This is a genomic window from Tepidiphilus sp. HLB4, from assembly GCF_054823945.1.
Genome location: NZ_JSYB01000020.1, coordinates 44,837 through 61,977, shown reverse-complemented (window position 1 = coordinate 61,977; position 17,141 = coordinate 44,837). Strand labels below are relative to the sequence as shown.

The following is a 17,141-nucleotide window of genomic DNA, read 5'->3' as shown; positions in this document are numbered from 1 at the left end:
GCCGCAGATGCCTTTGCCGCTGCTGCCGCCTTCCGGTCCGAACACGCCGCGGCCCGATCCCTTCAAGTGATTCCCCGCGCGGCGCCCAAGGGCGCCGCGATACCGCCCGAAACATTTCTTCCCCGTCCGGATGGGCTATCATGGCCCACCGGATCTCCTTTTTCTTCCGACCATGCGCCCCTCCTGCGCCACCATCGATCTCGACGCGCTGCGCGCCAATTACCTTCTCGCCCAACGGCTAGCCGGCGCGCGAACTCTGGCCGTCGTCAAGGCCGACGCCTATGGCCACGGCGCGATCGCCTGCGCCAAGGCGCTCGAACCGCTCGCCGACGGGTTTGCCGTCGCTTTTCTCGAAGAGGCGCTTCCCCTGCGCACGTCCGGTATCCGCAGCCCCATCGTGCTGCTCGAAGGCGCCTTCGACCCCGGCGAGCTCGAAGCCGCCGCCGAGCTCGACCTCTGGCCGGTGGTGCATCACGAGGCGCAACTGCGCATGCTCGAACTCGCGCCGCGTCGGCCGCGCCGCGTCTGGATCAAGATCAACAGCGGCATGAACCGCACTGGTTTCGCCCCCCGGGAAGCGCCGAATGTCTGGCGGCGCCTGCAGGCCCTGCCGGGATTGGAACCCCCCGTGTGGATGACGCATTTTGCCTGCGCCGACGACCCTTGCTCGACGATGACGCTGGAGCAGATCCGGCGTTTTCACGGCGGCGTGGCCGCGCTGCCGGGGGAGACGAGCCTGGCCAATTCGGCAGCCCTGCTCGCGTGGCCGCAGGCGCGCGGCGACTGGGCCCGCCCCGGCATCCTGCTCTACGGCGGCAACCCGCTGCTCACCGGCGCCGAACCCGGCGAAGCCGCCTCCTTGCGGCCAGTGATGCGCCTCACGAGCAAGGTCTTCGCCACCCGCCGGCTCGCCCCCGGCGAGGCCCTGGGCTACGGCGCCACCTTCATCGCCGAACGGCCGGTCCGCGTCGGCCTGGTCGCCATCGGCTACGCCGACGGCTATCCCCGCCACGCCCCCACCGGCACGCCGGTGGCCGTCGCCGGTCGGCGCACGCGGCTCATCGGGCGCGTTTCCATGGACATGCTCACCGTCGACCTCACCCCCCTGCCGGAAGACGTCGGCCTAGGCGCAGCCGTGGAGCTCTGGGGAGAGACCGTCTCCGTCGATGAAGTCGCCCGTGCCGCCGGCACCATTTCCTACGAGCTGCTGTGCCACGTCAAACGGGTGCAGCGCCTCCACCGCGGCACCGAACTCACACCTTGAAATGCTCGGCCCGTTGGCGTAGGCTCGCAGCCGCGGCCTGCAGGGCCCTGGCTTCGGCTTCGCTCGCCTTGGCCGAAGCCACGGACGCCTCGGCGCTGCCGGCGATGCGCTCGACCCGCTGCGCGATCGTGTGCACCGCCTCGGTCTGCTGCTCCAGCGCCTGATCCACTTCCTGCACTGCGCGCGCCGTCTCGGCCGATTCCTGCCGGATTTCATCGATCGCACTGCGCGCCTGACGGGCATTCTCCACCCCTCGCTGGACTTCGGTCACGCCGGCATTCATGCCGGACACGGCTTCGCCCGTCGCACGCTGGATCTTGGCGATCATCTCGCCGATCTCCTGCGTGGCGCTGCCGGTACGCTCGGCGAGCTTGCGCACTTCGTCGGCCACCACGGCGAAGCCCCGGCCTTGCTCGCCGGCGCGCGCCGCCTCGATGGCCGCGTTGAGCGCCAAAAGATTCGTCTGGTCGGCGATCTCGCGGATCGTGGCCACGATGGTCGAGATCTGCTGCGAGAATCCATCCAGCGTGCGGATGCGCTCGGCCGCCGTTTCCACGATGTGCGCGATCTGGTTCATCCCTTCGATCGCCGCGGCGATCGTCTCGGCCCCTTCGTCCGATTTGGCCATCGAGGCCTGCGCCCGCTGCGCCGTCTCGCGCATGTGCTGCGCGAGCTGATTCAAGGCCACGCTGAACTCCTCCATGGCCGCGGCCACCGCCTGCGTATCGTCGGCCTGGACGGCGATGCGCTGCTGCACTTCCTCGGCCTGCCGCTCGATCGTCTTGGCTCGCGTGGCCACATCGCCCGCCTCGCGCTGCAAGGCGCCGATCAAGCCGGCCAGCTCCGAGCGCATGTGGTTGATGGCCGTGGCCAGGCGCCCCAGCTCGTCGGGCCGCTCGTAGCGTAAGGGTTCGCTCAGATCGCCCGAAGCCATGCGCTCGGTCACCCCCACGAAGGCTTCGAGCGGACGCAAGGCCCGGCGCACCAGCCACACCATCACCAGGGCGAGCAAAACCGCTTCCCCGACAGACGCAAGTGAATTGCGCAGGATATTGCCAAAGAGATCCTCCGTGAGCTCGTCGGCGTATGCCGAAGAGACGACCAACCAATCCCATTCGGGAAAATAGGCATAGGCGGCGACTTTCTCCCGCGGCTTGTCTTTGTCCGGATCGATCCATTGATAACGAATGATCCCGTTTTTCTTCTCCAGCATTTCGCCAATAAAGTCAAACCCATTGGCATCACGCATTTGGCGTATATTTTTCCCCTCCAACGATGGGTGAAAACGAAGGTATCCATCTTTGTCGAGCACGTAGACATAGCCTGTTCTGCCTATTTTGATACTGGCAACCGAATCACGAAACTTGGTCAACAGGCTGCCCATGGGATAGCCGATGAACCAGGCTCCGAACACCTTGCCATCCTCAGATTTCATCGGCTCATAGATCGTCATGTAATCTTTGCCGAAAAGGACCGCTGGCCCGATGTACTCCTCCCCTGCAAGCAAGCGTTTGTAGGCCGGGTGATTACGATCGAGAGTGGTCAAGAAGGCTCGTGAACCGTCTTCCTTACGCAAGGAGGTAGAGATACGCAGGAAGTCATCGCCGACGCGCTCGAAGATCGTCGCCACGGAACCCGTCTGCTCCGTGAGGAGATCGACCTCGATGAAGCGCTCGTTCATCTCGATTCCGCCGAGCCGAAAGATAGGAACTTTCATCTTGGTCGGCCCCATCTCCGTGGTCTGTTTGGCATCGAGTTCGACGCGAGTCCCATAAGGGAACAAGCTTTTGAGCATCTTGAGCTGGGAGCGTATCGACACGGTGACGGCTTCGTGCAGCATCTGCAGACGCGATAGCACGTCGCGCGTCTGAAAGCTCATGGTATCGTCGATGCGGCGCTGCAGTTTCTCCCACTCCAGCCCACCGATCACCGCTGTGCTCAGCGCGATGAAGCACACCGTGGCGATCGCCACTCCCACGGCGATGCGGCGCGTCAGACTCTGTCCTCTCATGATCTCCTCCCTCATGGATTTCTGGTTTTATCGGCGATTCGCAAAGAAACTTTAGCAAACCAGTGAAAATTCCTCACGCCCCAGGCGATGGCTCTTGAGATCCTCGTCCATGCGCTATCATGAAACCGATGCACCCTTGGCGTGATTCCAGCCGCCGCTTCGAGGACCGATCCCATGGATACCCCTACGACGAACCTCGCCGAACCCGCTCAGCTCGACATCCCCCCTGCGCCCGACGTGCTCACGGCGATTGCCCGCGAGGCCGAGTCGGATATGCCCAACCTCGCCAAGCTCGCCAAGATGATCCAGCAGGATCCGGCGCTCGCCGCCGCGGTGCTGCGCGCGGCCAACGGCATCATGCGCATGCGCAAGATCGAATCGGTGGCCCAGGCGCTGCAGGTGATTGGCCTCGAGCGCACGCACCAGATCGTGCTGCACGCCCTGCTGCATTCGACGCTGGGGATGCCGAAGAACCTGCGCCCTTCTCTCTGGGACGAACTTCGGGTTTCGGCCGAGGCCGCCGCCGATTTCGCCCGCCTGCTGCGCACCGTACCCCCGCCCATGGCGCACACGGCGGCGCTGCTGCACGATACCGGCTTTTTCCTGCTCGCACGCCAGCACCCCGACTATCACGAGACGCTCTCGCTCGCCCGGGTCGATCCAGAAAAGCCCTTCACCGAGCACGAATTCGAGCGCTACAAGACACATCACGCCGTGGTCGGCTTCTTTCTCGCCCGGCGCTGGGGCCTGGCCGAACCGGTGGCGCTGACGATCAACCACCATCACGACTACGTCACGGTATTCGAGGAGACGACGCTGCCGCCGCAGGTGCCGCACCTCGTGAGCCTCATCGCCATGGCCGACGTCGTGGCGGCCGAGGCGGTGGGCATCGGGCGCGACAAGGAATGGCACAAGGCGCGCGGCCCGGTAGCCGAGTTCCTCGGCCTCACCGAAGACGAAGTCGATGACATGATCGAGGCCGAGATCGCCCAGCAGCGCACGGCGACGAACGTGCGCTGAGCGCCAGACCCACGAAGCTTGACATCCTCCTCCGCCTAAAGTCGGAGGATTCCTACGGCGCTCAGGTGCGGCATTGAGCCGCCCTTGAGGCGCTTCGGTGGGTTCCTGCTGCTGGCGGCATTACCGCACCGCTCACTTCACAGGCGAACCGGACGTGTCCCGCCCTTAGGATATTGATCGCGCCGACTAGATCGGCGTGCTCCTCGAAGCCGCATTCCACGCACGCGAACCGGGCTTGCGTCTGCCGGTTCTCTGCCGACACATGGCCGCAGCATGGGCAGGTGCGGCTCGTATTCTGTGGCGGCACGGTGATGAGATGCCCGCCACGCCATGCCAATTTGTAATCCAGTTGGCGGCGGAATTCGAACCAGCCTTGATCGAGGATGGATTTGTTCAGGCCCGACTTGGCCCGAACGTTTCTTCCCGGCGCCTCCGCCGTGCCAGCCGCCGACCTGGACATGTTCCGCACCCGCAGGTCCTCGATACACACCATCGCGTGGTTTTGGCTGATCGTGGTCGTGGTCTTGTGCAGGTAGTCGCGGCGGGCGTTGGCGATGCGCGCGTGGATGCGCCGTACCTTGGCCTTGGTTTTCTTCCAGTTATTGCTGAACTTCGTCTTGCGGGCGAGCGCCTGCTGTGCCTTGCGCAATGCCTCTTCGTGCCGCCTGAAGCTGTTGAGCGGCGCATAGACGGTGCCGTCCGAGAGCGTGGCAAAGCGCACCACGCCCAGGTCGATGCCCACTGCCGTAGTGGCCTGCGGCACGGGCTGCTCCACTTCCCGCTCGGTCTGGATGGAGACAAACCACCTGCCGCAATACTGGCTTACGGTGGCGTTCTTCACCGTGCCCAGCACCTCGCGGCTGTTGCGGTAGCGCAGCCAGCCGAGCTTGGGCAAAAAGATGCGGCTGTTCTCCTGATCGAGCTTGATCTGTTTAGGGTCGGGGTAGCGGAAGCTGTCGTGCTGCCCTTTCTTCCTGAAGCGCGGGAAGCCTGCCCGCTTGGCGAAGAAGTGGGTGTAGGCTCGTTCCAAATCCTTGAGCGCCTGCTGTAGCGGGTGCACAGGCGCATCCTTGAGCCACGGCGTTTCAGACCCGTTGCGCCATGCAGTGAGTTCCTTGCACAGCCCGGTGTATCCAAGCTTCTTCTCGCCCTGCGCGTAGCGTTCCTTCTGTAACGCCAGCGCCTTGTTGAACACGAACCTGCACGCACCGGCGAAGCGGCGCATCTGCCGTTCCTGTTCGCCGGTTGGCATCAGAGCGAATTTGAAAGCCTGGAGACGTTGTATTCGAGAAATCCTACTCTTCATGAACAGCAAAGACAAGGACGCCAACGGCGTCCGCGCTATCCTTCCCCGGCCTGAAGGCCGAGGCTTGCCGCGCACCGGGTCAATTCCCCGAGGGTGGCAGCCCCGCCTTCTGCCGCTCCGCTTCGATCGCCGCGCGCAGCGTTTGGGCGAATTCCCCCTCGGCCGGCGCCTGGGCGAGCAGCCGCTCCCAGCGCTCCACCGCCTTGGCATGCTCGCCGGCGGCGGCCGCCGCCGCCCCGCCCATGGCGAGCGCCTTGGGTTCGTCGGGGGCAAGCGCCAAGGCCCGCTCCAGCAAGGCCGTCGACTCGGCATCGAACCCCCCGCGGGCGACGACCAAGAGTTCCGCCCACTCGACGAGCACCGCCGGTTCCTGGGGAATCTTCGCGCCCAGTCGCGCCCAGCCGGCAGCCACGAACGCCGGATCGCCCAGCACGCGATAGGAGCGCGCGAGCATCATCCAGGCTTGCGCGTCACCCTCCCCGCTTTCCAGCCGCGCTTCGAGCCGCGAGACCATCGCCCTGATCTGCTCGGGCGAGATGCCGGCGGCACTCGCCGCCTGCGCCACCTCGGCCTCGCGCGTGGCCGCGAGCACCGCCTCGTCGCTCGCCCAGCGCGGCGATCCCACCCACAGGTAACCCAAAGCGGCGAGCAAAGGCACCCCCAACGCGACGAGCGCAGCCGCCACGGGCGAGATCTCCCGACCCCGCACGCGCGCCTCGAGTGCCTGCGCCTCGGCCAAGGCCCGCGCCTCCAGCTCACGCCGGGCCTGCGCATGAGCCGCTTCGTCCAGCTCGCCGGCCGCCCGTGCCGCCTCGAGCGCGGCGAACTCCTCGCGCAGCACCGCGAGCGCCGCCCGTGCTTGGGTCGCCTCATCAGAAGCCCCCCCTTGGTGCCGCACGAGCGGCCAGACGACCCACCCCGTGGCCGCGAGCGCCAGGAGCGCCGCCACCGTCACGAATCCCATCACGACCGCTCCTCCTTGCCTTCCCCGCGCAACAGCGCCTGGGCGCGCGCCGCCTCCTCAGCCGAGAGCGCAGGCATTTCTTCCCGCGAACGGCGCCGCAACACCCGCCACAGGGCAAGCACCCCGGCGAGCGCCAGAACGAACGGCCCCGCCCACAGCGCCACCGTGCTCGCCTTCAAGGGCGGCTGATAGAGCACAAAGTCGCCGTAACGCGCCACCAGGTAGGCGCGGACCTCCTCCTCGCTCTTGCCGGCGGCGAGCTGCTCGCGTACCTGGTTCATCAGGTCGTGGGCGAGCTCGGCGTTGGATTCGGCGATCGACTGGTTCTGGCACACGAGGCAGCGCAGCTCGTGCCCGAGCTTCAGGGCGCGCGCCTCGATCGCCGGGTCGCCCACCGGCTGCGCCTTGGGCGGCTCCTCCGCCGCCCAAGCGAAACCGAAGCAGCACGCAGCCACGACGGCGGCGATGCCGCGCACGAGGCCGCCCAAGCCGCTTTCACGTTTCCCACCTCGCCTCATCGCTTTGCTCCCGCCAGCGCCGCCCACTTCGGCTGCAGCACTTCGCGCCAGGCCCGCTCGTCGATCGGGCCGACGTGCTTGTAACGGATGACGCCCTCGGCGTCGATGAGGAAAGTCTCCGGCACGCCATAGACGCCGTAGTCGATCGCCACGCGCCCATCCAGATCGAGCACGGAAAAGCGATAGGGATCGCCGTGTTGGGCAAGCCAGGTGCGCGCGCGCAGCAGCGCCGCCTCGCGCTCTTCCTGCGGCGAGAGACGGGAAGCGTCGAGCTCGGCGTCGCCGCGGATCTCCTTGTAATTGAGCCCCACGATGGGCACCCCCTCCTCGCGCGCGAGCCGCACCAGCATGGCGTGCTCCTCGCGGCAGGCCACGCACCACGTGGCCCAGACGTTGAGCAGCCACGGCTGCCCCCGCAGATCGGCCGGCCCGGCGAGCGTCCCGGGCGCGTCCACCCGCGGCAGGGCGAAGGCCGGCGCCGGCTTGCCGACGAGCGGCGAAGGCACCTCGCGCGGATCGAGGCGGAAGGCGTAGGCGAAGAGCGCGACCAACGTGACGAAAATGAGGAACGGAATCAGGTACTTCAGTTTCATCGCGCCGCCTCCGCCGCCGGTTCGGGCAACACCTCCGGCACAGGAACCGAATCCCGGCGCCGCGCCAGCCGCCGGTAGCGCCGGTCGAGCGCCGCGGCCACTCCGCCCAAGGCGATCAGGATCGCCCCGAACCAGATCCAGGAAATGAAGGGTTTGTAGAAGAGCAGCACCACCCAGCCGCCATCGCCGGTCGGGTCACCCAGCGACACATAGACGTCGCGGAACACCCCCCAGTCGATCGCCGATTCGGTCATCGGCATGGCCGAGCGGAAGTAGGCGCGCTTCTCCGGCACAAGCACGGTGCGCATTTGCCCTTCGCGCCACACTTCCACCTCGCCGCGCTGGGCCGTGTAGTTGGGCCCGGGTACCTCGCTCACGCCGCGCAGCACGAAGCGGTAACCGGCGAGTTCCGCCGCCTGTCCCGGCATCATCTTCACGTCGAGCCGCTGCTCCAGCGCCCCCACGAGCGTCACCCCGAGGATGAACACGCCCACCCCGAGATGCGACAGCCACATCCCCCACCACGACCCGGGAATGCCGCGCAGCCGTGCCGCCAATCCCGGCGCCGCGCCCTGGCGCAGACGCTCGACGAGCAGCCGCAGCGAGGCAAGCGCCACCCAGGCCGTCAGGGCAAGCCCAAGATAAGCCCCGGGCGTGGCATGTCCGGCGGCCCACACCCCCAGCGCCGCCAAGAGCAGCGCGCCGACGAGCTCCGGCCCCACCCGGCGCAGCACCCGCGCGAGCGCATCGCGCTTCCAGCGCAGGAACGGCGCCAGCGCCATCAGCACCACCGCCGGGGCCATGAGCGGCACGAACACGGTCTCGAAGTACGGCGGCCCCACCGAAATCTTGGCCCCTTGCAGCGCGTCGAGGATCAGCGGATAGACCGTGCCCAGCAGCACCGCCCCGGCGGCCGCAGCCATGAGCACGTTATTGACCAGCAGCGAGCCTTCGCGCGACACCGGCGCGAACACCCCCCCGCCGGAGAGCCGCGGCGCACGCCAGGCAAAGAGCAGCAGCGACACGCCCACGGTGAGCGCGAGCAAGCCCAGGATGAACACGCCGCGCGTCGGATCGGTGGCAAAGGCGTGCACCGAGGTGATCACACCCGAGCGCACGAGGAACGTCCCCAGGAGCGAGAGCGAGAACGCCCCGATCGCCAGCAGCACCGTCCAGCTGCGAAACGCCCCCCGCTTCTCGGTGACGATGAGCGAATGCAGCAAGGCGGTTCCCACGAGCCAAGGCATGAGCGAGGCGTTCTCCACCGGATCCCAGAACCACCAGCCGCCCCAGCCCAGCTCGTAATAGGCCCAGGCCGAACCGACGAGGATGCCCAGCGTGAGGAACACCCAGGCGGTGAGCGTCCACGGGCGCGACCAGCGCGCCCAGGCCGCGTCCATCCGCCCCGACAAGAGCGCCGCGATCGCGAAAGCAAAGGCCACCGCCATGCCCACGTAGCCCATGTACAGGAGCGGCGGATGGATGATCATGCCCGGATCCTGCAGCAAGGGATTGAGATCGCGCCCCTCGCCCGGCATCGGTACCAGGCGTTCGAACGGGTTGGAGGTGAGGATGAGGAAGGCGAGAAAGCCCACGCTCACCGTGCCCAGCACGCCGAGCACGCGCGCGCGAAAAGCCGCCGTGAGCGAACGCGAGAAACCGGCCACCGCCGCCTGCCAGAGGGAAAGCGACAGCGCCCACAGGAGCATCGAGCCCTCGTGGTTGCCCCATACGCCGGTGAGGCGATAGAACCACGGCGTACGCGTAGAGGAATTGGCCGCCACCAGGAGCACGGAAAAATCGATGCGCAGGAACGCCGCCGTCAGGCAAGCGTAGGCGAGCACGAGCGCGGCACATTGCGCGAGCGCCGCGCGCCGCGCCGCCGCCATCGCCCCAACCGAACCGCGCGCCGCCCCGGCAAGGCCCAGCACCGCCTGCACCAGCGCCAGCGCCCAGGCGAGCGCCAGCGCGAACTGTCCCATCTCGGGGATCATCACGCACTCCTCAGGGTTTCAAGGTGGCCGCCGCGCGCTGCGCCTGATCCACGGCGTGCTGCGCTTCCACCGGCATGTAGTTCTCGTCGTGCTTGGCGAGCACTTCGCTCGCGACGAACACCCCGTCCGACCCCAGCCTGCCCTGCACCACCGCCCCCTTGCCCTCGCTGAAGAGATCGGGCAACGCGCCGCGATAGACGACGGGGATGGTCTTGGCCGTATCGGTCACGGCGAAGCGCACCGTCACCCCGTCTGGCAGCCGCTCGAGCGAGCCGTCGACCACCATCCCGCCGATGCGAAAAGTCCGCCCGAACGGCGCCTTGCCTTCGGCCACTTCGGAGGGCGTATGAAAGAACACCAGGTTCTCGCGCATCGCCGAGAGCACCAGCGCCGTGGCGCCGCCGAGCAGGGCGAGCGCCGCCAGGATCAAAGTCAAACGCTTGCCGCGTGCCGTCATGCGTCTTCTCCCGTGTCTTCGAACCGTACCGCCCGCCAGCGCAGCAGACGGCGGATCACGGCCTTACGAGTGCGATGGAGGAAATAAAGTTCGAGGGCGATGAGGGCGAAGCTCACGCCGTAGCTCCCCCAGACGTAGAAGCCGCGCCCGCCCATGTCCCAGAATGCCGACCACGATTCCCACTGCATCCCTTCACTCCTTTTCCTTCGCCGCCAGGCGATCGAGCTCGGCGGCCACCCAGTCGGTGTGCCGTTCGCGTTCGAGGATGAGCGTGCGCACGCGCCACAGCGCCACGGCGATTGAATAGAACCAGGCGGCAAACGCCATGATCAGCATGGTCACCAGCATGACGGTGGCCATGGAAGGCGCACGCGTCAGGCTCACCGAAGCACCCTGGTGCAGCGTGTTCCACCATTTCACCGAGAAATAGATGATGGGTACGTTGATCGAACCGACGATGGCGAGCAAGGCCCCGGCGCGATCGGCACGACGCGGATCCTCGATGGCCCGTGTGAGCGCCAGATAACCCAGGTAGAGGAACATGAGGAGCAGCTGCGAGGTGAGCCGCGCATCCCACACCCAGTACGTCCCCCAGGTGGGCCTGCCCCACAGCGCCCCCGTCCACAGGGCGATGAAACACCAGATCGCCCCGGTGGGCGCGAGCGCGTGCGCCATCATGAAAGAGAGCCGCGTATTGAGCACCCAGCCGACGATGCCCCAGAACGCCATCACGAGATAGAGGAACATCGACATCCACGCCGCCGGCACATGGAGGAAGATGACGCGATAGACCTCACCCTGCTGCGCGTCGGTGGGCGCAACGAAAAACCCCAGATACAGCCCCGCCACGGCCAGCACGGCGGCCGCCGCGGCGAACCACGGCGCGAGCCGCCCGGCGAGCGGATAGAACTGCTGCGGCGCGGCAAACCGCCACAGGCTGCGCGGGGAACGCTGCCGCTCCTCGACCCCCTGCCGCCATCGTTGCCGTCTTTCCTGCGTCGCGTTCATCCCTTTCCTTTCTCCGTCATTGCACCGCCAGGCGCAGCGCCGCCACGCAGGCCCAAGGGGCGAGCGCCACCGCCGCGAGCATACCCGCCCCCAGCAGGGCCAGGTGCGCGGCGTAGGATACCCCACCCAGGGCCGCTTCCACCGCCCCTGCGCCGAAGATCAGCACCGGCACCGCCAGCGGCAGCACCAGCAGCGCAAGCAGCACCGCCCCGGAGCGCACCCCCAGCGTGAGCGCCGCCCCGATCGCCCCGATGAGCGTGAGCGTGGGCGTACCCAGAAGGAGCGTCCCGGCAAGCAGCGGCAGGACGTCCGGCTGCAGATCGTAGAGCCCGGCGAGCAGCGGCGCGAAGAGCGCCACCGGCACGCCGGTCACCAGCCAGTGCACGGCCACTTTGGCCAGCACCCACACCACCGCCGGCTCGGGCGAGAGCAGCAGCTGCTCCAGCGTGCCGTCGCGCAAGTCGTGCTCGAAGAGCCGCGGCAGCGCCAGAAGCGAAGCGAGCAGCGCCGTCACCCAGACCACGCCGGGGGCGATCGCGCGCAGCTGGTTCGCCTCCGGCCCGATGCCAAAGGGAAAGAGACACACCACCACGACGAAGAAGGAGAGCGCGAGCAGCACGTCGGTGCGGCCGCGCCAGGCAAGCGCCATCTCCCGCCGCAGCATGGCCAAAAATACCGCTCCCATCACGCCGCCTTGCGCCGCGGCGCAAACCGCCCCGGCTCCAGCGTGTCGCAGGGACAGGCAAATTCCACGTCCTGATGCGTCGTGAGCACCACGGTGGCCCCGTCGCGTACCCGCGCTTCGATGCGGCGCGCGAGCGCAGCCACCGCGGCGGCGTCGAGCGCCGTGAAAGGCTCGTCGAGGATCCACACCGGCCGCTCCTGCGCCAGAACGAGCCGCGCGAGCGCCACCCGCCGCCGCTGCCCCGCCGAGAGTACCCGCACGGGCAGATCGCGCTGCCGCGCAAGGCCAAGCTCCCCGAGCGCGGCGTCGATCGCCGCCCCGTCGTGCGGCAGCCCCTGCACCGCCGCCAGGCTGCGCAGATTCTCCCGCGGACTCAGGAGCTCATGCACCGCCGGCAGATGGCCGTGAAAGAACACCGCCCGATGCCAGGCATCCCTCTGCGCCGCCAGCGGCGTCCCTTGCCAGCGCACCTCCCCCTCGTCGGGCTGCGCCAGGCCGCACAGCAGCCGCAGCAGACTCGTCTTGCCCACCCCGTTGGGGCCGGCCACGCGCGTGAGCACGCCGGGGCGAAAGGCATGCGTCAGGTCGCGAAAGAGGATGCGATCGCCCTTGATGCAGGTGAGCGCCAAAGCTTCGAGCATGACTCGGACGGATTGAGAGGATCGAGGCCGTAAGTCTAGCAGAGCCGGCCGCGCCGCGCGCTTCAGGCCGTACAGAAGAGCGCGTATTCTTGGGCCTTGGACGGCGTGCCGTTCCACGCAGGCAAGCTCGGCCATACCCCCAGGCGCGCGCAGTCCTCGGCGAAAGCGTCACTTGCCAAATACCCGTATTCCCACTCACGAGGAGCCGTCAGCGTATCGACGGCCAAAAGCGCCGCGTCGACCCGGCCCGGGTGCACGTGCACCAAGGCCCTCGGCCCCAAGGCCGAGAGGAAACGGCCCATCTTCTCGCGAAAAGGCGGCGTTTCCTTGAAATCGTGCAGGCCGGAGAAGCCCTGGTTGTGGGCGATGCCGTGCGCGAGCAGCGCTGCCTTGAGCCCGCGCCCCAAGCGGCGCAGGAAGAGCGCCTTGCGCACCCCCACGCCGCGCGCCCGGATACGCTGTACCGTCTCACGGCAATCGCGCACCCACAGCGTTCCCGGCGCGTAACGGCGCAGGATCTCGGCGATGAGCGCCTCACGCACCGTCGGCAGGAGATGCACGTGCTGATGCCCGTCGACGAAGGCGGGCGGCGCCCCCCAGACGTCTTCGAAGGCATCGAACTGCGCCCGGATCTCCTCGGCCACTGCCGCCGCCGGCAGGCGTTTCGCCAATGCCCTCAAGAGCAAGGAACGCAGCGACGGCAGACGTCCGTCTTGCGCCAGACCACGCGCCGGGCTCGCCGAGCGCTGCTCGGTGAGCGTCAGGTGCAAGCCAACCTGGGCACCGGTTGCGCGCGCCAAGGCCGCCAAGCCTGGCGCATCGCGCTTCCAGCACGGCATGGTCACCATGGCGCTCGTGGCCGTCACGCGCCGCAGTTCGATCAGATGCTCGATGGCGCGATTCACGCCCGGTGCGATACCATAATCGTCGGCGCACAAAACGAAGGTTCGCCGTACCGACGCGGCCGTTTCCTGGGAGACATCGTCCGGTAATGACGCGAGTACGGGGGGCGGCGTCAGCGCCAAAACGCCGGATTTTTCGAAATGGACGTCCATGCGATCCTTGCCTTACATCCCGTTACGCTTCGCTGACGACAGGAGCCGACAGCCGTGATCCCCGCCTCCGCACCGACTGCGCCGACTTCCGTCGAATTGAGCGTGATTGTACCCGTCTATAACGAGGCGGCCTCGTTACCGGTTTTGTACGAACGGCTCAAGGCCGTGCTCGAATCGCTCGAGCTCTCCTGGGAGCTGATCCTCGTCGATGACGGCAGCCGCGACGAGAGTTTCGCCGTCATCGAGCGGCTCGGCAAGGCTGATGTCCGCGTCAAGGGCGTGCGCTTCGCACGCAACTTCGGCAAGGAAGCCGCCATGGCCGCGGGGCTGCACCGCGTCGCCGGGCGGGCCGCCGTCATCATGGATGCCGACCTGCAGCATCCGCCCGAACTCATCCCCCAGATGCTCGAGCGCTGGCGCGCCGGAGCGGCCATCGTCACGGCGGTGCGCACCGACCGCGACACCGACTCCCCCCTGCGCCGCTGGCTCTCGCTCGCCTTCTACCGCTTCTATCGCGGCATCTCCGAGATCGCGCTCACGCCGGGCGGAGGCGACTTCCGCCTCTTCGACCGGCGCGTGGTGGCGGCCCTCAACCTTCTGCCCGAACGCAAGCGGTTCCTCAAAGGGCTGGCGAACTGGGTGGGCTTCGATCAGGTCACCCTGCCCTACCGCCCGGCTGAGCGCCATGCCGGTACCTCGCGCTGGTCGCTGCGCAAGCTCTGGCGCTACGCCATCGACGGCATGGTCTCCTTCACCACGGTTCCGTTGCACGTCTGGTCCTCGATCGGAGCGCTCCTTGCGCTCGCCTCCGTCGTCTACGGTCTGTGGCTGGTGGTGCGCACGCTGCTTTTCGGGCGCGACGTGCCCGGCTACGCTTCGCTGATGGTCGCCACACTCTTTCTCTCGGGGGTGCAGCTCGTCAGCCTGGGCGTGCTCGGCGAATACCTCGGCCGCGTCTTCGAGGAAGTCAAGCGCCGGCCGCTCTACCTCATCGGGCGCACCGTGAACCTGCCCGACGAACTCGCCGACCCCCCTTCCCCTCTGCGCTGAACCTTTCGTCCGCGCGCCTTTCTGATTGCCGATTCCGTGCCGAGTTCCTTGCCGATGCGCCTCCTCTTCCAGCGCCTGCTCACTCCGCGCAGCCTCGCCATGCTGCTGTGGCTCGTCTTCGCCTGGTACGTGTTCGACGGCTACGACCGCCACGCCCCCAGCAACGACGAATGGGTACAGCACATCTATGGCGAACTGCTCGTGGCGTATTACACGAGCGGGCTTGCCGACAAGACCTTTCTCGATTTCAGCAACCTCTATCTCTACGGCGGCCTCTTCGACCTGCCCGCAGCCTGGATCACCATGGCTTTCGGCATCGACTGGTGGCCGCTGCGGCACCTCCTCACCGCCGCTTTCGGCGCCCTGGCCTTCTTGGGCGCGGCGCGTTTCGGGCGCTTCCTCGGCGGTGCCTGGCTCGGCACGGCGGCGCTCGCCGCCACGATGGGCAGCGGCGTCTTCTCCGGCGCCATCTTCACCCACACCAAGGACGTCCCTTTTGCCGCGGCCATGCTGTGGTCGCTCTACTACACGAGCCGCATCGCCGACGGGCTTCCTGCGCCGCGTTGGCGCCACGTCCTGTTGTGGGGGCTCGCCACCGGAGCGGCGCTGGGGCTGCGCGTAGGCGGCGTGCTCGCCTTCGGCTTCCTCGGCGCGGCCATTCTCCTCTCCTGGTGGCCCCGCCGCCGGGCCCTGCCCCCCTGGCCACGGCTCTTCACGGCGATCCTCCTGCGCCTCGCGCCGGGCATCGCCCTCGCGCTTGCCCTCATGGCCTTCTTCTGGCCGTGGTCGGTGATGGGCTGGGATCACGTCTGGCAGGCGCTCACCAAGTTCTCCCACTTCGCTTTCGATCTCTACACCTGGGAAGACGGGAAACGGGTGGAAAACGCCCAGGTCTCGCGCCTCTACCTTCCGAAATACCTCCTCGTACGCCTGCCCGAGTTCATCCTCCTCGGCACCGTGCTCGCGCTTGCCCACTGGCGGCGCATCAAGGAATCCCCCCGTCTGTGGCCGCTGCTGTTCGCGCTCACCTTCGTGCTCGCCTACGTCGTGATCGGCAAGCCCCCTCTCTACAACGGCCTGCGCCACTTCCTCTTCCTCGTGCCGTGGTTTGCGCTGCTCGCCTGCTGGGGCTGGCAAAGCACGCTCGCGGCACTCCACCGCCCCCTGACCGAAATCTCCCTTCGCCGCCGCCATGGAGCACTGCTGCTCAGCGCTTTGCTCGTACTCTCGGCCGCCGATGACTTCATCACCCTGGCGCGGCTGCATCCCTATCAACACCTCTACTACAACCATCTCGCCCGAGGACTTGCCGGCGCCAAGCATCATTGGGAACTGGACTACTGGAGCGACGCTACCCGGGCGCTGCTACCCGCGCTCGCCGACTGGGTCGCCAAACAACCCGCCGACAAGGAATGGGCGCTCGCCTACTGCGCGGAAGGATTCCAGATCGAACCTTGGCTCCCCCCCAACGTGTACATCACCGAGGCCTGGGACGATGCGGAACTGCTGCTCGCCACTACGCACGATGACTGCGACCAGGCGGTACCCGGCAAGGAAATCGCGCGCATCGAGCGGCTCGGCACGCCGCTCGCCGTCCTCAAGATCATCGACCACGAGGCCGCTGCTCCATGAGGCGTCCGCTGGCCGAACTCGTGCGCATGTCGCGCTTTGCCCTGGTGAGCGTTTCCGGCACCCTCGTGCATTACACCGTGCTGGTGGCCTTGGTCGAAACGGACACGCTCGGCCCGCTCCCCGCCTCGGCGCTGGGTTTTCTTGCCGGAGCCGTGACGAACTACCTCGGCTCGCGCCGCTGGGTCTTCGCCAGCGACGCGCGCCACATCGTCGCCTTACCCAAGTTTCTCGCCGTAGCCGCCACCGGGTTTGCCGGCAACGTCGCCGGCATGGCACTCGCACTCGATTGGCTACAGCTACCCTACCTGCTTGCCCAGATCCTCGTCACAGGGATCCTCTTCTTCTGGCACTACGGCGCAAACCGCCTGTGGACCTTCGCCCGCCGCGACTGAGGCCGGTGCGAGGCAGCCCCACGCTTGGCATCGACACCTTGCCGCCGCGGTGTTTTCATGCTATCGTTCCGCGCTTTGAAGAATTCCCAGGAGAGCCCTCATGGCCCGCGTCTGTCAAGTGACCGGCAAGCGTCCGATGACGGGAAACAACGTCTCGCACGCCAACAACAAAACCAAACGCCGCTTCCTCCCCAACCTGCACTATCGCCGTTTCTGGAGCGAGGCCGAAGAGCGTTGGGTGAAGCTGCGCATTTCCAACGCGGCGCTGCGCACGATCGACAAGAAAGGCATCGATGCCGTGCTCGCCGAGCTGCGCGCCCGCGGCGAGAAAATCTGAATCCCGGATAGGAGTGCATCATGGCCAAAGCCGCCCGCGAGAAGATCAAGCTCGAGTCCACCGCCGGAACCGGGCATTTCTACACCACCTCGAAGAACAAGCGCACCACCCCGGAAAAACTCGAGCTGATGAAGTACGACCCCAAAGCGCGCAAGCACGTGCTCTACAAGGAAACCAAGCTCAAGTAAGCTGCGCTGCAAAAAGATGAAAATAG

The 17,141-nt window shown here is 67.1% G+C and carries 19 protein-coding genes; 7 read left to right on the top strand and 12 right to left on the bottom strand.

All coding sequences use genetic code 11. From position 1 onward, the window contains the following. The first annotated feature begins 172 nt into the window (after positions 1-172). A complete protein-coding gene (gene alr, locus OA56_RS05690) occupies positions 173-1,264 on the top strand; it encodes an alanine racemase (RefSeq protein WP_461583973.1) in 1,092 nt (363 codons plus the stop codon). Here alr and OA56_RS05685 read toward each other — a convergent pair. Next, entirely contained in the window at positions 1,254-3,275 is a 2,022-nt protein-coding gene (locus OA56_RS05685; RefSeq protein ID WP_461583971.1) for a methyl-accepting chemotaxis protein, read from the bottom strand. The genes alr and OA56_RS05685 overlap by 11 nt on opposite strands. Before the next feature lie 174 nt (positions 3,276-3,449). Between OA56_RS05685 and OA56_RS05680 the strand changes: the two genes are divergently transcribed. Then, positions 3,450-4,295 carry an HDOD domain-containing protein gene (locus OA56_RS05680; protein ID WP_055424364.1) on the top strand — a complete coding sequence of 282 codons (846 nt, stop codon included), beginning with the start codon at positions 3,450-3,452 and terminating at the stop codon, positions 4,293-4,295. A gap of 61 nt (positions 4,296-4,356) precedes the next feature. Here OA56_RS05680 and OA56_RS05675 read toward each other — a convergent pair whose 3' ends face one another. From OA56_RS05675 to OA56_RS05625, 11 genes are all read right to left on the bottom strand, one after another. Beyond that, positions 4,357-5,580, bottom strand: a complete 1,224-nt coding sequence (locus OA56_RS05675) for an RNA-guided endonuclease InsQ/TnpB family protein (RefSeq protein WP_461583979.1) — start codon at positions 5,578-5,580, stop codon at positions 4,357-4,359. Between the two features lie 100 nt (positions 5,581-5,680). After that, a complete protein-coding gene (gene ccmI / locus OA56_RS05670; protein WP_461583969.1) occupies positions 5,681-6,565 on the bottom strand; it encodes a c-type cytochrome biogenesis protein CcmI in 885 nt (294 codons plus the stop codon). Further along, a complete protein-coding gene (locus OA56_RS05665; protein ID WP_461583967.1) occupies positions 6,565-7,083 on the bottom strand; it encodes a cytochrome c-type biogenesis protein in 519 nt (172 codons plus the stop codon). The genes ccmI and OA56_RS05665 overlap by 1 nt, the downstream gene beginning before the upstream one ends. Further along, positions 7,080-7,676, bottom strand: coding sequence for a DsbE family thiol:disulfide interchange protein (locus OA56_RS05660; protein WP_461583965.1), 597 nt, complete (start codon positions 7,674-7,676; stop codon positions 7,080-7,082). Before OA56_RS05660 ends, OA56_RS05665 begins: the two co-directional genes overlap by 4 nt. Continuing rightward, positions 7,673-9,670, bottom strand: coding sequence for a heme lyase CcmF/NrfE family subunit (locus OA56_RS05655; RefSeq protein ID WP_461583963.1), 1,998 nt, complete (start codon positions 9,668-9,670; stop codon positions 7,673-7,675). Before OA56_RS05655 ends, OA56_RS05660 begins: the two co-directional genes overlap by 4 nt. Positions 9,671-9,680: 10 nt before the next feature. Next, entirely contained in the window at positions 9,681-10,127 is a 447-nt protein-coding gene (ccmE, locus tag OA56_RS05650) for a cytochrome c maturation protein CcmE (protein WP_141055220.1), read from the bottom strand. Beyond that, a complete protein-coding gene (gene ccmD, locus OA56_RS05645) occupies positions 10,124-10,315 on the bottom strand; it encodes a heme exporter protein CcmD (RefSeq protein ID WP_461583960.1) in 192 nt (63 codons plus the stop codon). The genes ccmE and ccmD overlap by 4 nt, the downstream gene beginning before the upstream one ends. Before the next feature lie 4 nt (positions 10,316-10,319). Then, positions 10,320-11,135 (bottom strand): heme ABC transporter permease CcmC, encoded by an 816-nt coding sequence (gene ccmC / locus OA56_RS05640; RefSeq protein ID WP_461583958.1) that lies wholly within the window; start codon positions 11,133-11,135, stop codon positions 10,320-10,322. Positions 11,136-11,151: 16 nt separating this feature from the next. Next, complete coding sequence (gene ccmB, locus OA56_RS05635) at positions 11,152-11,820, bottom strand: heme exporter protein CcmB (protein WP_055424303.1); 669 nt, start codon at positions 11,818-11,820, stop codon at positions 11,152-11,154. Further along, complete coding sequence (ccmA, locus tag OA56_RS05630; protein WP_055424302.1) at positions 11,820-12,461, bottom strand: cytochrome c biogenesis heme-transporting ATPase CcmA; 642 nt, start codon at positions 12,459-12,461, stop codon at positions 11,820-11,822. Before ccmA ends, ccmB begins: the two co-directional genes overlap by 1 nt. A gap of 62 nt (positions 12,462-12,523) precedes the next feature. Then, positions 12,524-13,516: a ChbG/HpnK family deacetylase gene (locus OA56_RS05625; RefSeq protein ID WP_461583955.1), complete on the bottom strand. Its 993-nt coding sequence runs from the start codon at positions 13,514-13,516 to the stop codon at positions 12,524-12,526. Between the two features lie 54 nt (positions 13,517-13,570). Between OA56_RS05625 and OA56_RS05620 the strand changes: the two genes are divergently transcribed. The 5 genes from OA56_RS05620 (at position 13,571) to rpmG (ending at position 17,115) form a co-directional block, all read left to right on the top strand. Then, the gene (locus OA56_RS05620; protein ID WP_198289085.1) at positions 13,571-14,566 is read left to right on the top strand and encodes a glycosyltransferase family 2 protein; all 996 of its coding nucleotides are present in this window, start codon (positions 13,571-13,573) and stop codon (positions 14,564-14,566) included. A gap of 48 nt (positions 14,567-14,614) precedes the next feature. Beyond that, on the top strand, positions 14,615-16,198 hold the full coding sequence (locus tag OA56_RS05615; RefSeq protein WP_461583953.1) for an ArnT family glycosyltransferase: 1,584 nt from the start codon (positions 14,615-14,617) through the stop codon (positions 16,196-16,198). Then, positions 16,195-16,590: a GtrA family protein gene (locus tag OA56_RS05610; protein ID WP_461583951.1), complete on the top strand. Its 396-nt coding sequence runs from the start codon at positions 16,195-16,197 to the stop codon at positions 16,588-16,590. The genes OA56_RS05615 and OA56_RS05610 overlap by 4 nt, the downstream gene beginning before the upstream one ends. A 100-nt stretch (positions 16,591-16,690) precedes the next feature. After that, complete coding sequence (gene rpmB / locus OA56_RS05605) at positions 16,691-16,927, top strand: 50S ribosomal protein L28 (protein WP_055424300.1); 237 nt, start codon at positions 16,691-16,693, stop codon at positions 16,925-16,927. 20 nt (positions 16,928-16,947) lie between these two features. Beyond that, on the top strand, positions 16,948-17,115 hold the full coding sequence (rpmG, locus tag OA56_RS05600; RefSeq protein WP_028874582.1) for a 50S ribosomal protein L33: 168 nt from the start codon (positions 16,948-16,950) through the stop codon (positions 17,113-17,115). Positions 17,116-17,141 lie beyond the last annotated feature (26 nt).

Bases quoted from the DNA above. Each gene is read 5' to 3' on its own strand.
- OA56_RS05665 (WP_461583967.1), bottom strand. From the start codon at position 7,083: ATGAGGCGAGGTGGGAAACGTGAAAGCGGCTTGGGCGGCCTCGTGCGC.
- ccmC (WP_461583958.1), bottom strand. From the start codon at position 11,135: ATGAACGCGACGCAGGAAAGACGGCAACGATGGCGGCAGGGGGTCGAG.
- ccmI (WP_461583969.1), bottom strand. From the start codon at position 6,565: ATGGGATTCGTGACGGTGGCGGCGCTCCTGGCGCTCGCGGCCACGGGG.
- OA56_RS05655 (WP_461583963.1), bottom strand. From the start codon at position 9,670: ATGATCCCCGAGATGGGACAGTTCGCGCTGGCGCTCGCCTGGGCGCTG.
- OA56_RS05685 (WP_461583971.1), bottom strand. From the start codon at position 3,275: ATGAGAGGACAGAGTCTGACGCGCCGCATCGCCGTGGGAGTGGCGATC.
- ccmA (WP_055424302.1), bottom strand. From the start codon at position 12,461: ATGCTCGAAGCTTTGGCGCTCACCTGCATCAAGGGCGATCGCATCCTC.
- rpmB (WP_055424300.1), top strand. From the start codon at position 16,691: ATGGCCCGCGTCTGTCAAGTGACCGGCAAGCGTCCGATGACGGGAAAC.
- OA56_RS05625 (WP_461583955.1), bottom strand. From the start codon at position 13,516: ATGGACGTCCATTTCGAAAAATCCGGCGTTTTGGCGCTGACGCCGCCC.
- ccmE (WP_141055220.1), bottom strand. From the start codon at position 10,127: ATGACGGCACGCGGCAAGCGTTTGACTTTGATCCTGGCGGCGCTCGCC.
- alr (WP_461583973.1), top strand. From the start codon at position 173: ATGCGCCCCTCCTGCGCCACCATCGATCTCGACGCGCTGCGCGCCAAT.
- ccmD (WP_461583960.1), bottom strand. From the start codon at position 10,315: ATGCAGTGGGAATCGTGGTCGGCATTCTGGGACATGGGCGGGCGCGGC.
- OA56_RS05660 (WP_461583965.1), bottom strand. From the start codon at position 7,676: ATGAAACTGAAGTACCTGATTCCGTTCCTCATTTTCGTCACGTTGGTC.
- rpmG (WP_028874582.1), top strand. From the start codon at position 16,948: ATGGCCAAAGCCGCCCGCGAGAAGATCAAGCTCGAGTCCACCGCCGGA.
- OA56_RS05610 (WP_461583951.1), top strand. From the start codon at position 16,195: ATGAGGCGTCCGCTGGCCGAACTCGTGCGCATGTCGCGCTTTGCCCTG.
- ccmB (WP_055424303.1), bottom strand. From the start codon at position 11,820: ATGGGAGCGGTATTTTTGGCCATGCTGCGGCGGGAGATGGCGCTTGCC.
- OA56_RS05680 (WP_055424364.1), top strand. From the start codon at position 3,450: ATGGATACCCCTACGACGAACCTCGCCGAACCCGCTCAGCTCGACATC.